Here is a 12,160-nt window from a genome sequence, read left to right as displayed (position 1 = left end):
CGATCTCGGTGTTGCCATTTTTTAGTATGCCTGACAGACAAGCATCCTTTCGCTGTTTCGCAAAGCTTAAACTTTCCAGAAGACGAACACGCCCCAGCCGATCGACAGGAATAGTGGTGTCCAGACCGGTTGACCCACCAACCCAAGCCAAGCGAGGAAGATATAGGCCGAGCCCAGCAGGGTAATGAAAAGCCGATCCCCCAACGTAGTTGTCAGACCCAACACGCCGCGCCGTTCGATCCCGTCACGGAATTTGAACCCTTCGAGCAGGCCGATTACTGCGATGGCTGAAAAGATGCCTATAAACAGCGCCAGAGTAGCCGGGGTCCAGGCCATCCAGAAATCGGGCCAAAGGGGGTCGGTCCAGGAAAACCCCTTTTCCTCTTGCTGGCCGACATTGCCCCATCCAGCTTGTTGGGCCGTTGCCATGGTCGGCAGAAAGGGAAAGGTTAGAAGAAGTTTACGCATATCGAACCTCACACACGACCCATCGCGAACCCACGCGCGATGTAATTGCGGACAAACCAGATGACGATGGCGCCGGGGACAATGGTGAGCGTCCCGGCAGCCGCCAGCAGGCCGAGCTCATATCCCGCACTGGACGCTGTACGGGTCATCACCGCGGCGATAGGTTTGGCCTCGACCGCCGTCAGGGTTTTGGCCAGCAGCATCTCAACCCACGAGAACATGAAGCAGAAGAACGCCGCGACGCCCACACCAGCTTTGATGTTGGGCAGGAAGATCGTCACGAAGAAGCGCGGGAAGGAGTAACCGTCGACATAGGCGGTTTCGTCCAGTTCCTTAGGGATGCCGCGCATGAAGCCTTCCAGAATCCACACCGCCAGCGGCACATTGAACAGCGTATGCGCCAGAGCCACGGCCAGATAGGTGTCGAACAGGTGGATCGAGGAATAGAGCTGGAAGAACGGCAGCGCGAACACGGCCGCTGGAGCCATCCTGTTGGTCAGCAGCCAGAAGAACAGCTGCTTATCGCCCAAGAAGCGATAGCGCGAGAACGCGTAGGCCGCAGGCAGGGCCACACAGACCGACAACACCGTGTTGATCGTCACATAGATGATCGAGTTGATGTAGCCCCAGTACCATGTCGGGTCGGTGAAGATGGTGATGTAATTCTCCAGCGTAAAGGTCTGGGGGAACAGGGAAAAGCCCGACAGGATCTCGTTCGTGGTCTTGAAGGACATCGCCACCAGCCAATAGATCGGCAACATCAGGAACGCGATATAGAGGATCGGGATAAGAGACCGCTTCTTCATTGCGCGTCATCCTTTGTCATCAGAGTGTAGAAGACCCAGCTGACCAGCAGCGTGATGGCGAAATAGATCAGGCTCATCGCGGCTGCAGGGCCAAGGTCGAACTGTCCCAGCGCGATTTTCACAAGGTCGATCGACAGCAGGGTGGTAGAGTTGCCGGGGCCGCCGCCGGTCAGAACGAAGGGCTCGGTATAGATGTTGAAACTGTCCATAAAGCGCAGCAGGACGGCGATGGTCAGGACGGTTTTCATCTTGGGCAGCTGGATATAGCGGAACACTGACCACGGGCTGGCGCCGTCAATCTTGGCGGCTTGATAATAGGCGTCCGGGATAGAGACCAGGCCGGCATAGCACAGCAGCACAACCAGAGAGGTCCAGTGCCAGACGTCCATCACGATGACAGTGATCCAGGCGGACAGAGGCTGTTGCGTCATGTCATAGTTGATGCCCAGAACATCGTTCAGGAAGTATCCCATCAGGCCGATTTTCGGCAGGGTAAAGATGTTCCACATCGACCCAACCACGTTCCATGGGATCAGCATTGGCAGGGCCATAAGAACCAGACAGACCGGCACCCAGAAGCCTTTGCGGGGCATGGACAGGGCGACGATGATGCCCAAGGGCACCTCGATCAGAAGGATCAGGAAGGTGAACAGGAACTGCCGTCCCAGCGCGGCCTGAAAGCGATCCGAACGCAGGATTTGTTCGAACCAGCCAAGCCCTTCCCAGAAGAACTGGTTGTTGCCGAAGGTTTCCTGAACCGAGTAGTTGACTACCGTCATCATTGGCACCAGCGCGTTGAACGCGACCAGCGCCAGCACCGGCAGGACAAAGAACCAGGCCTTTTGGTTTTCTGTTCTCATCAGCTGCGCTCCTCGGTCGCGATCCAGCCGTCGCGGTAGACGCGGGATTGTTCAGGTTTGAATTGCAGGAAGACCATTGATCCGGGTTCGGGCGCGCCGTGCTCTGTGACGGCCTTAAGAGCCGTATTGCCCACCATTGCACTAACCACATAGTGGCGGCCGATGTCGGAAACTTTGGTCACATGCGCCGGAATGCCGGTGCTGCCAAATCCGACATATTCGGGGCGGATACCCAAATCAGTGCGACCACCGTCGCCGTGGGTGGGACCTTCGAGCATGACCTCATGGCCTTCGAAGATCGCCCGGTCGCCTTTGGCTTCACACGGCAAGACATTCATGCCCGGTGAGCCGATGAAATGGCCGACAAACGTGTGCTGAGGCCGTTCGAACAGTTCAACCGGCGTACCGATCTGCACAACTTCGCCTTCTTGCATCACGACCACTTCATCCGCGAAGGTCAGCGCCTCGGTCTGGTCGTGGGTCACGTAAATCATCGTGGCTTTGACGCGCTGATGCAGTTCTTTCAGCTTGGACCGCAGCTTCCATTTCAGATGGGGATCGATCACAGTCAGCGGTTCGTCGAACATCACTGCGTTCACGTCATCACGGACCAGTCCCCGCCCCATCGAGATTTTCTGCTTGTTATCCGGGCTCAGGCCACTGGCGCGGGTGTTCAGCATATCGGTGACGTCCAACATCTCAGCGATCTCATCGACGCGACGTTTGATCGTTGCGGCATCGACGCCGCGATTCTTAAGCGGGAACGCAAGATTCTCGCCCACGGTCATCGTGTCGTAGATCACCGGAAACTGGAACACCTGCGCGATGTTGCGCTGATCGGGCGGCAGGGCGGTGACGTCCCGGTCATCGAACAGGATTTGCCCTTCGGACGGGGTCAGCAGGCCCGAGATGATGTTCAACAAGGTGGACTTGCCGCAACCCGAGGGCCCCAGCAGCGCATAGGCCCCACCATCGCGCCAGGTAACGTCGATTTCCTTCAGCGCATAGTCCTGCGGGCCTTGCGGGTTAGGCATATAGCTGTGTCGCAGGTTCGAAAGCTTGATCTGTGCCATGTCAGGCCACCCTTTTGCCGTCTTGGCCGAAATACCGGCAATGGGCCGGGTTCATGTAGAAACTGTGATCTTCGCCGACCTGATAGGGATGAACGCCAGCGGCCAGCGAAACCCAATCATCCGAGCCATGCCGGAAATGCGCACTGGAGTCTGAGCCAGACAGCTCGGTCACGATCACGCGGCCCGTCAGTTCCACATCCGCATCCGAGGTGCGGAACGGTGTAACCCGGTGCGGGCGTACGGCCACCATGTAATCTCCGTCGGCCATGTCCGAGACAGCCCAGCCTCCGCCACCCGCCAGTTGTGCCTGCGCGCCGGAAACGGTGATGCGTGCCACGTTGATTGGCGGGTCCGAGAACACGCGTGCCGCGGCGATGTTTTCGGGATTGCGATAGATGTCTGCGGTTGGACCGAATTGAGTGACTCGGCCATCTTCCATCAAGGCTGTGTAGCCCCCCAGCAGCAGTGCCTCTTCAGGCTCGGACGTGGCGTAAACCACCACGGCCCCGCGCCCGGCGAACAAGTCGGGAAGCTGTTCGCGCAATTCCTCGCGCAATTTGTAGTCCAGGTTGGCCAGCGGCTCATCCAGGAACACGGCGCGGCTTTCCTTGGCAATCGCCCGGGCCAGCGCTGTGCGCTGCTGCTGTCCGCCTGACAACTCATGCGGTCGGCGGTGCAACATCGGGCGCAGTTGCAGCAGGTCGGCGGCCTCTTCAACACGGCCCTCGATCTCGGATTTCGCCATGCCTGCCACGCGCAGGGGCGAGGCGATGTTGTCGAAAACAGTCATATGCGGGTAGTTCACGAAGAACTGGTGTACCAGACTGATCTGCCGCTTTTGCGTGTTCAGTTTGGTGACGTCCTGCCCATCCATCAGGACTTTGCCCGAGGCGATCGGGTCCAGCCCGGCCATCATCTTGATCAGCGAGGTCTTGCCTGATCCCGTCGCGCCCAGCAGCACATTGAAATGGCCGGTCTGCAGCGCCAGATTGGTGGGCTTGATATGAATAACGTTGCCAACCCGTTTGGTGGCATCTTGAAGTTCGATCATGTCCGTGGATTCCGGTCGTTCAGTGCACCGCACTGGTCGTAAGGTGGGGATGCCGCGCACGGCACCCCCGGTTGCTTTGGCTCAGTTGGCCTGCCAGCGCGCAACCAGTTCATCATAGTTGACGGTCTGGCCTTGCGGCTTTTCATTGTCCAATTTGGCCTTGGGCGAACCGGCTTTCTCCAGCCAGAAGGCAGGATCCTGCGGCTCGTTCAGGCGTGGACCACAGCCACCATAGACGTTGGCAGCCTCATCGGCGGCCTGCATCCGGGCCATGGTGATGTCCATTTCCTCGGCCAGACGGTCCATCGCCTCTTGCGGGGTGAAGGCGCCCGAGTTCACGTCACCGATTTGCTGCCACCAGATCTGGGCCAGCTTCGGATAATCCGGAACGTTGATGCCGGTCGGCGACCATGCGACTCGATCAGGCGAGCGGTAGAACTCGACCAGACCACCCAGCTTGGGTGCGCGTTCGGTGAAGGACTCGTGGTTGACCGAGCTGTCGCGGATGAAGGTCAGACCCACATGGGACTTCTTCACGTCGACAGTCTTGGACGTCACGAACTGAGCATACAGCCACGCCGCCTGAGCGCGATCAGAAGGTGTGGATTTCAGGAAAGTCCATGACCCCACGTCCTGATACCCAACTTTCTGACCTTCTTCCCAATAGGGGCCGTGCGGGCTGGGCGCCATCCGCCACAGCGGCGTGCCTTCGTCATCCACGGTGTTGTTGCCTTCGGACTTCGGCTTGACCATGTCGGCGGTAAAGGCGGTGTACCAGAAGATCTGCTGGGCGACGTTGCCTTGGCTAAGCGCTGGCAGCGACTGGTAGAAGTCATAAGACGCCGCACCCGGAGGCGCATAGTTCCGCAGCCACTCATCCCATTTGCGGATCGCATAGACCGCAGCCGGCCCGTTGGCCGCACCACCGCGAGAGACGGAAGCACCAACAGGGTTACAGGTGCCCGCTTCCATGCGGATGCCCCATTCGTCAACGGGAACACCGTTCGGCTCACCCACGTCACCGGCACCGGCCATCGACAGCCACGCGTCGGTCATACGCCAACCCAGGTCAGGCGCACGCTTGCCGTAGTCCATGTGGCCGTAGATCGCCACACCATCAACTTCCTTTACGTCGTTGGTGAAGAACTCGGCGATGTCCTCATAGGCCGACCAGTTGACCGGAACACCCAGATCGTAGCCGTACTTTTCTTTGAATGCAGCTTTGTTGGCCTCATCATCGAACCAGTCCTTGCGGAACCAATAGAGGTTCGCGAATTGCTGGTCGGGCAGCTGATACAGGTTGCCATCCGGGCCAGTGGTGAACTGAATGCCCATGAAGTCATCCAGATCGAGCGTCGGCGATGTGGTCGCCGCCCAGTCACCTGCCATCTGTTCAGTCAGGTTGTAGGCCAGTTGCAGGCGCGAGTGCGTACCGATCAGGTCACTGTCATTGACGTAGCCGTCATACAGGTTCCGGCCCGTCTGCATCTGGGTTTGAACGGCCTGAACCACTTCGCCCTCACCGAGGATCTGGTGGTTGACCTTGATACCGGTGATTTCTTCGAACGCCTTGGTCAGCACCTCGGACTCGTAGGAGTGGGTCGGGATACCTTCGGACAGGACGTTGATTTCCATGCCAGCATAGGGTTGTGCAGCTTCGATGAACCATTTCATCTCACCCATCTGCTCGTCTTTCGACAAAGTCGATGGCTGGAATTCGTCGTCAATCCAACGTTGTGCTGCGGCTTCGTCGGCCCAAGCAGGACCGTGCCCCGCAATGACGGCAGCCGCCGCCACTGCGGAAAGTAGATGTCTCCGCATCTGTCTCCTCCCAAAGATTATGTGATCCGGTGCAAACCGGATGACAAACAGCATCAGCGATTTTTTGCATGTGTGTCAAACTAAATTTTTAGTAACAAGGATAAATGTTTCTAAGAGTTTGATTAATATACTAATCTAGGGACCTTGTGATGTTGCAAGGGTGCTGTCAGACGAATTCGAACACGCCTTAATTAGGCCAATAAAGCTTCCCTTTATCCCAAGCCAAGTTCGCGCCACTCGGCAAGAGCGGCAGTGTATGTTGGCTTGAACGTGTCTCTGCTGGAGAGCGATCTTTCCGGGTTGAGTGATTGTAAACAGAAGTATGGGCGGAGGTGAGTTTCCACAATCTTTGCATCCGCCTGAAGCGTTACATAGCACGTTCTCTTCATCGAAACCGCAGGTGCGAATTTCTGATCTGCTTGCCGTAGGGATAGCGGCTTCGGCCCAAAGCTACCGTCTTTAAAGATCAGAGTCGCTGCGCCGCTGCATTCCTCAAAGCGAAAATTGACAGTCGTCGAAGCGTTTCGAACGTGCCGATGACAGCAAAAACGGTACAACTGCCATCGGATGCTGAACAATCAATGACCGCACAAAGACCAAAGCGAACTTCCAACATTTCGCCAGAAAATCCTGAGCTACGGACAGTTCAGTTACAGAAGCGTAACGCATAAAAGTACGATTTTACAGGCCACGACATAGGTCTATTCAGGCGCAATTCGGTTAAATCAAAGGTAATTCAGTTTCTTGGTGACCCAGAATAGAATTTCAGCCAACACCGAAATCGCGCCCGCTTCCTCGGTGATAACCAAGCCCGTACCAGATGCACCCAATCTGGTCTCCTTCGCACTCTGATCATCAGGAATTTCTGCAACGACAATAAAGTCCGTCGCGCCAATCAACTCGCGGAGTGAAGGAAGCCCACTTCTGGCATCCAACGCCCCTTCGCTGGTAGCGGTTGGTATGTCCGAAATCGTGGCTTCAAACTCCGTCCCAGGTATACTACGCAACGCAACACGAATAGTATCGCCCACGGATATGTTTTGCAGACTACTCAAGGGAAGTGTCGCAACCAGAACCCTGTCGCCCGGTACAACAAAATTGATTGCCCCTTGGAGGGGCGAAACCCGGTTTCCGGGGCGCAGGGTCAAGCCTGTCACCATGCCATCTGCAGGTGCGCGCACGACTGTTTGCTCCAATGCCCAACGCGCTTGGATCAGCAAATTTTCTACTTCGGCAACGCCAACATCGACCCCATCCACTTGGGCGGCAATACGCCGTTCAAGACCCGCCTTCCGCGCGTTTGCGGCGCGCAAGCCCGCCTCAAGTTGCTCTATCGTAGAAACGGCTTCCTGAAGCAGGAACTCGGTGGACGCTCCCCGTTCGGCGAGACGGATAATGTCATCGCGACGCGCCACGCCAAAATTCAGTTGCGCGGACAGTGAGGCGATGTCAGCCTCAGCCGCCTCAAGGTCGTGACCCAGCTGATCTGCCTCAGATTGGGCAGAGGTCAGCGACGCTTCAAGTCGAGCGACCTCAGCGGCGAATTCCGTATCATCTATCCGGAAGAGAACATCCCCCTTTGATACTAGCTCATTGGGCTCTGCCGCGACTTCTGTCACTGGTCCCGCAACACTTGGAGCAATACTGATCACTGCGCCTTGGACCGAAACCGTCCCGCTTGGTGCAGTGTGGTTCAGCGCGCCGATAACCACCAACGCAATCACGACACTACCGCCACAGATGAAGGTCTTTGAAACCGCATTCCAAGGCAGTAGGCGGAATTTGGAGAACACCACCCAGGCCAGGCCAAAATACAGCGCCAGAACGATCAGCATCTCAGATACTCCACTGGATTCATTGGACGAGGAACCGAAGCATCTAAGCTTACTAAAGACACACAAGACCAGGTTCGGCCTACCAGGCCACTACGCAGTCTCCAGTAGCGTATCTGAAAGAGTGTGCTCGGAAAGCGCCCCTGGTGCGCCAATTGCAACAAGCCTTGTTTCGGGTTTACGCCCACCCCACGCTTCATCCCGCGCGATGTCCATTCGTTTACCGACGACCTGCACAAGAATGCGATGATCCGGATCCTCCTCACTGAAGACAAACCCCTTGAGACGATAGACATCGCCGGGAAGCTCACGAATAGCGCTGCGGAGAGAGGATAGGCTTATCGGGTGTTCAGCTTTCATCATAGTCGTCGAAAAGCTGTCTGAATGGTCAGCGTGGTGGCAACCACAGCCGGGGCCATGTTCATGATGGTCAGGCAGTTCAGTTTCCAATTGTTCCGACGCAAAGCGGCCGACTGACAGAAGTATGTCCAGAGGAACGTTCGCATTGACAGCTTCGACCAAACGATAGCGACGGAAGCGAGAGCCGAGCCAATCATGCACCTTCTGAACAGTGGCCCTGTCGACAAGATCAACCTTGTTCAAAATAACCATGTCCGAGAACGCAATTTGACGGAGCTTCAGTTCCATTTGTTCCGGCGCGGCAAATACCTGTTCCGCATCGACAAGACACATAAGGCTGTCCAGGCGGATCATGTCCCGAAACTTTTGATCTGTAAACGTCATCGCGATTGACGATGGGTCCGATACTCCACTTGCTTCAAGGACGATGTATTCCGGTTTTTCAGGCCGGGCGAGAACGGCTTCCACTGTTTCGATCAGGTCATCACGTATCGAGCAGCACACGCAGCCATTCGCCAAACTCATCACATCCTCTTCGAGGCCGACGACCAAGTCGGCGTCGACGTTTATGGATCCAAAGTCATTTACAAGAACCGCAACCCGCAATCCATGATTGCCTGTCAGGATCCGGTTCAGAAGTGTTGTCTTACCGGCTCCTAGAAAGCCGGTAAGGATCGTCACAGGGATCGCAGAAGTCGAACCAAATTCAATCATTGCCCGATCTCCCCTCAGTCTTCATCGCGCGAGCCGATTACATCGGAAACTTTTATTGTAAAGTCCTGCGGCCATTCCCCACCGGGTGCGCGGAAAACGTCAGTTGGGTAGTACTCGCGTGGATCAATCTCCATATCTCGATACTTCTGGTCTTGCTGATCAGCTCGGGTAAGCCTTGGATTTGGCAGTGTGATTTCATCAGGAAGCTCAATACGCCCGGCCTCGGCTGCTGCGGCAAGTTCGCGGAATGGTGGTACTGTGCCGGATTTTCCGGGCAGTGCAGCTTTCCGGTACCAGATCGCATCCTTGGTCACGTTTACGACCGCCACATCGAGCCCCCATTGGAACAGGCCATCGTAGTGGGCGCGAATGCCAGCCAGCATTTCAGCGTCGATATCCTCGTCCTGAGTGTAGTGGGTCACCATTCCAAGACGTGGGCGAGTGTCTGCAAAAAGCTTACCCACGGCATAGTGGGAGGTGTGATGCGTATCGATGGTGTAGTTGAACAGATCCTGTGGGATACCGTATTTGTAGGTCATCAACTGACCGATATCCTGTCCCGACATTTCGGTTACAAAGACATCGACGCCTTCGCCGTATTTCCGCGATAGCTCGTCCGGACGACCATCACCTGTCCAAACAAAGCTAAGTCCATTCCAATCGAGCCGATACCCAACTGCACCGTCCTTGGCGTGGCTGCGCGGCCAGGACCGAACAGTCACACCGTCTTGGTCATATACGATGCCGCCTTCTTGGCTGAAATCGAACTCGTTGACCTCGATCTCATAGCCGTCACCAATCGGGAATACGTCGAACGCTTCAAGATGCCATTTGAGCATCTGCTGCATGCCTTTGACCATCCCCGCCGTTCCAAGCTCGGGTGTCCGACCGGACGGGCCGTGAATACGAAGTGGAGTGTAACCACCAGACCAAGCACGGAAAGGGTAGATGTACGGAATATCGGCATAGTGGTCGACATGCAGGTGAGAGATGAAGATGTCGTTGATAAGCTGCCCCGGCACCTGCATGGCAATGATGTTGCGGACACACCCGGATCCAAAGTCGAAAAAGAACCTTTTTCCGTTACCCAACTCGACCATAATACAGGTACCCGCCTGATCTTCACGCGGCGGATACGGTGTCGAGCCACAGAATGAGATGCGCATCTCATCTGGCCCCAATTCCTCACTCAGTGGAAAATAGTTCGCGTTTGAGCCTGTCATGTACTTCGTCGGGCGGAAATACTCTGGCAAAGAGATACCACCTGCAGGTCGCCCACCGTATGGGTTCTTGAGCGTTTCTCCCAGCGGGCCGTCTCCTTCGTGGGCCTCGGCACTTCCTGCCGCAAACCCAGCCGCCCCCGTCGCGGCTGCTCCAGTGGCCAGGCCCTTAAGAACACTCCGCCGCGACGGGTCTTCAATTTGGTCTGTCGCCTGAACCTGTTTGTCGTTCAGGTCTTTTCCATTGTCTTCCTTGGTCATGGGTTGGTCCTCAGCTAGAAGTATCCTAAAGGCTGCGCTTCACCATCCGGCGAAGCTCGTTCACGAGTTCAGATTTTATGTGGGCCCATTCCGCGCGCTCTGAGGCTGTGATCGATACGTCATCCAGCAACTCTGAAGCTTTCTTCAGGTCTTCGATAACCTCTTTGAGCAACGCATCCCTTTCGGTAGGGCCTGAGAGCACCTCGGACAGCTCTGGAAACTCTTCACTCAGCTCCACCGCCACTGGATAAATCCCGACTCCCACTATCTATTCTCACATCGAGATGAGTGTGGTTGACCGTTTGGGCCAAGTGAGTCACCGTGAGTTGGGGGTGAGTTTGCCTTGAACAAAGCTAATGAATTGCCGACAGATCAACCTGTTGGACAGCCGTCGCCGGATCTTGTCCGGGAAGCACTGGAGCGTGTTGTATCGAGCGACGAGTTTCTATCCTCGCCCCGTCTCCAGCAATTTCTTACGTACGTAGTCGAGGAAGCTATCGCGGGTCGCGGGCCCCAGATCCGAGGCAAAGCTATTGCTGTAGAGGTCTATGGGCGGCGCATTGATGGCACCGGCGGCCAAAACCTAGTTCGCGTCGAAGCCAGGCGGCTGCGTCGGCTGTTACGCGAATTTTACGAAGATCAATGGGACGGCGAAGGGGTTCGCATTTTTGTCGATCCTGGCGGATACAAGCCGCGGTTTTCCTACGAACCACCGATTGAAGACGGCACCTCAACTGCGTGGAATGGCGATGAGCTTGGTATGTATCGGCGTTTACGGCAGCTGCTGCCAGCTGGACTGGGCCTCCTTGCGATAGTCGCTGCATTTGGCATCTGGACGAGCCAAAAAAACACAGAAGTATCGCCAACGGTTCAATCCATTGAACAAGCTGAGCGTGCAGCACTTGGTGAGCAGTCTTTGACAAGACTCCAGGCGGCTAACCTTGCGGATCAAGCCCGTGGTATGTTTTTTCCGGTTTTTGACGTCAAACGCCAGCAAATAGCCCTGGGAATGTTCCAGCACGCGATGGAACTCGACCCGGCTCTGTCTGATGGCTATGCCGGATCATCGCAGGTCCTGGCGATTTTGGCGGTGTTGTCGCCGGATGAAGCGGAAAGGAATGAACTCTTCAATCAAGCCTCGGAAATGTCTGGTAAGGCGCTTGAATTGTCCCCTGCCGATGCGTGGTCAAATGGCGCAAATGGTTGGGTTCTGGCTGTCAAAAACCAGCCAACCGAAGCATTGAAATACACAAGAATCGCTATCGAACTGGCGCCGAAGGATGGCCACATTCTCGACCTTGCAGGCATCACAGCCATCATAGCTAATGCCCCAGACCTTGCGGCCGAGGTTAGCAACCCGGAGAGACCCAGATCAGGATCTGGCAGGTTCGGCGCAAGAAACATCTGGGGCGTGTCGCAACTTATGCTCGGGAACTATGAAAATGTTGTTGAAGCTTTTCAAGGGGCGCCCGCTGCCGGAGCACCGGTCAGTGCCCCTTCACTCTTATTCCAAGCCGTAGCTCACGATCAGCTGGGAAACTCTGAAGAAGCACGACGGCTCGTCGCCGAAATGCACAGGACATGGCCCGAGTTTCCGTCCGAGTTTCTTGCCGACAGAATTTTCCACAACGACCTCAACACGCGGAACATGATTCTCGAAACTCTTAGCAGATAGTAGGAAAGGCGAGCGCGCG

General features: G+C 56.2%; 11 protein-coding genes and 1 pseudogene. 1 reads left to right on the top strand and 11 read right to left on the bottom strand.

The window, feature by feature from the left end:
• Positions 1 to 66: 66 nt before the first annotated feature.
• The 11 genes and pseudogenes from ACR3EN_RS12300 to ACR3EN_RS12250 all read right to left on the bottom strand — a co-directional run bounded on the left by ACR3EN_RS12300 (position 67) and on the right by ACR3EN_RS12250 (position 10,710).
• A complete protein-coding gene (locus ACR3EN_RS12300) occupies positions 67 to 468 on the bottom strand; it encodes a DUF2160 domain-containing protein (protein WP_480825611.1) in 402 nt (133 codons plus the stop codon).
• Positions 469 to 476: 8 nt separating this feature from the next.
• Positions 477 to 1,274, bottom strand: coding sequence for a carbohydrate ABC transporter permease (locus ACR3EN_RS12295; protein ID WP_480825613.1), 798 nt, complete (start codon positions 1,272 to 1,274; stop codon positions 477 to 479).
• The gene (locus ACR3EN_RS12290) at positions 1,271 to 2,134 is read right to left on the bottom strand and encodes a carbohydrate ABC transporter permease (protein ID WP_170670891.1); all 864 of its coding nucleotides are present in this window, start codon (positions 2,132 to 2,134) and stop codon (positions 1,271 to 1,273) included. Before ACR3EN_RS12290 ends, ACR3EN_RS12295 begins: the two co-directional genes overlap by 4 nt.
• Entirely contained in the window at positions 2,134 to 3,207 is a 1,074-nt protein-coding gene (locus ACR3EN_RS12285) for an ABC transporter ATP-binding protein (protein ID WP_480825615.1), read from the bottom strand. Before ACR3EN_RS12285 ends, ACR3EN_RS12290 begins: the two co-directional genes overlap by 1 nt.
• Before the next feature lies 1 nt (position 3,208).
• Complete coding sequence (locus tag ACR3EN_RS12280; RefSeq protein WP_480825617.1) at positions 3,209 to 4,258, bottom strand: ABC transporter ATP-binding protein; 1,050 nt, start codon at positions 4,256 to 4,258, stop codon at positions 3,209 to 3,211.
• A gap of 81 nt (positions 4,259 to 4,339) precedes the next feature.
• On the bottom strand, positions 4,340 to 6,079 hold the full coding sequence (locus tag ACR3EN_RS12275; protein WP_480825620.1) for an ABC transporter substrate-binding protein: 1,740 nt from the start codon (positions 6,077 to 6,079) through the stop codon (positions 4,340 to 4,342).
• 212 nt (positions 6,080 to 6,291) lie between these two features.
• Positions 6,292 to 6,497 (bottom strand): annotated as a pseudogene (locus ACR3EN_RS12270) (IS6 family transposase); the annotation flags it as partial.
• A gap of 307 nt (positions 6,498 to 6,804) precedes the next feature.
• Positions 6,805 to 7,914: an HlyD family secretion protein gene (locus ACR3EN_RS12265; protein WP_480825622.1), complete on the bottom strand. Its 1,110-nt coding sequence runs from the start codon at positions 7,912 to 7,914 to the stop codon at positions 6,805 to 6,807.
• Between the two features lie 90 nt (positions 7,915 to 8,004).
• On the bottom strand, positions 8,005 to 8,985 hold the full coding sequence (locus ACR3EN_RS12260) for a CobW family GTP-binding protein (RefSeq protein ID WP_480871174.1): 981 nt from the start codon (positions 8,983 to 8,985) through the stop codon (positions 8,005 to 8,007).
• Between the two features lie 14 nt (positions 8,986 to 8,999).
• Entirely contained in the window at positions 9,000 to 10,466 is a 1,467-nt protein-coding gene (gene gntH, locus ACR3EN_RS12255) for a guanitoxin biosynthesis MBL fold metallo-hydrolase GntH (RefSeq protein ID WP_480825626.1), read from the bottom strand.
• Positions 10,467 to 10,491: 25 nt separating this feature from the next.
• Positions 10,492 to 10,710 (bottom strand): hypothetical protein, encoded by a 219-nt coding sequence (locus tag ACR3EN_RS12250; RefSeq protein ID WP_480825628.1) that lies wholly within the window; start codon positions 10,708 to 10,710, stop codon positions 10,492 to 10,494.
• 99 nt (positions 10,711 to 10,809) lie between these two features.
• On the opposite strand from ACR3EN_RS12250, the gene ACR3EN_RS12245 reads away from it, so the two are divergent.
• On the top strand, positions 10,810 to 12,141 hold the full coding sequence (locus tag ACR3EN_RS12245; RefSeq protein WP_480825630.1) for a tetratricopeptide repeat protein: 1,332 nt from the start codon (positions 10,810 to 10,812) through the stop codon (positions 12,139 to 12,141).
• The last annotated feature ends 19 nt before the right edge of the window (positions 12,142 to 12,160 follow it).

This window comes from Ruegeria sp. G7 (genome assembly GCF_056535465.1).
Note: the sequence above shows the minus strand (reverse complement) of the source record. Positions and strands in the feature narration are given on the sequence as shown.

Bases quoted from the DNA above. Each gene is read 5' to 3' on its own strand.
- ACR3EN_RS12290 (WP_170670891.1), bottom strand. From the start codon at position 2,134: ATGAGAACAGAAAACCAAAAGGCCTGGTTCTTTGTCCTGCCGGTGCTG.
- ACR3EN_RS12295 (WP_480825613.1), bottom strand. From the start codon at position 1,274: ATGAAGAAGCGGTCTCTTATCCCGATCCTCTATATCGCGTTCCTGATG.
- ACR3EN_RS12280 (WP_480825617.1), bottom strand. From the start codon at position 4,258: ATGATCGAACTTCAAGATGCCACCAAACGGGTTGGCAACGTTATTCAT.
- ACR3EN_RS12260 (WP_480871174.1), bottom strand. From the start codon at position 8,985: ATGATTGAATTTGGTTCGACTTCTGCGATCCCTGTGACGATCCTTACC.
- ACR3EN_RS12285 (WP_480825615.1), bottom strand. From the start codon at position 3,207: ATGGCACAGATCAAGCTTTCGAACCTGCGACACAGCTATATGCCTAAC.
- ACR3EN_RS12265 (WP_480825622.1), bottom strand. From the start codon at position 7,914: ATGCTGATCGTTCTGGCGCTGTATTTTGGCCTGGCCTGGGTGGTGTTC.
- ACR3EN_RS12300 (WP_480825611.1), bottom strand. From the start codon at position 468: ATGCGTAAACTTCTTCTAACCTTTCCCTTTCTGCCGACCATGGCAACG.
- ACR3EN_RS12275 (WP_480825620.1), bottom strand. From the start codon at position 6,079: ATGCGGAGACATCTACTTTCCGCAGTGGCGGCGGCTGCCGTCATTGCG.
- gntH (WP_480825626.1), bottom strand. From the start codon at position 10,466: ATGACCAAGGAAGACAATGGAAAAGACCTGAACGACAAACAGGTTCAG.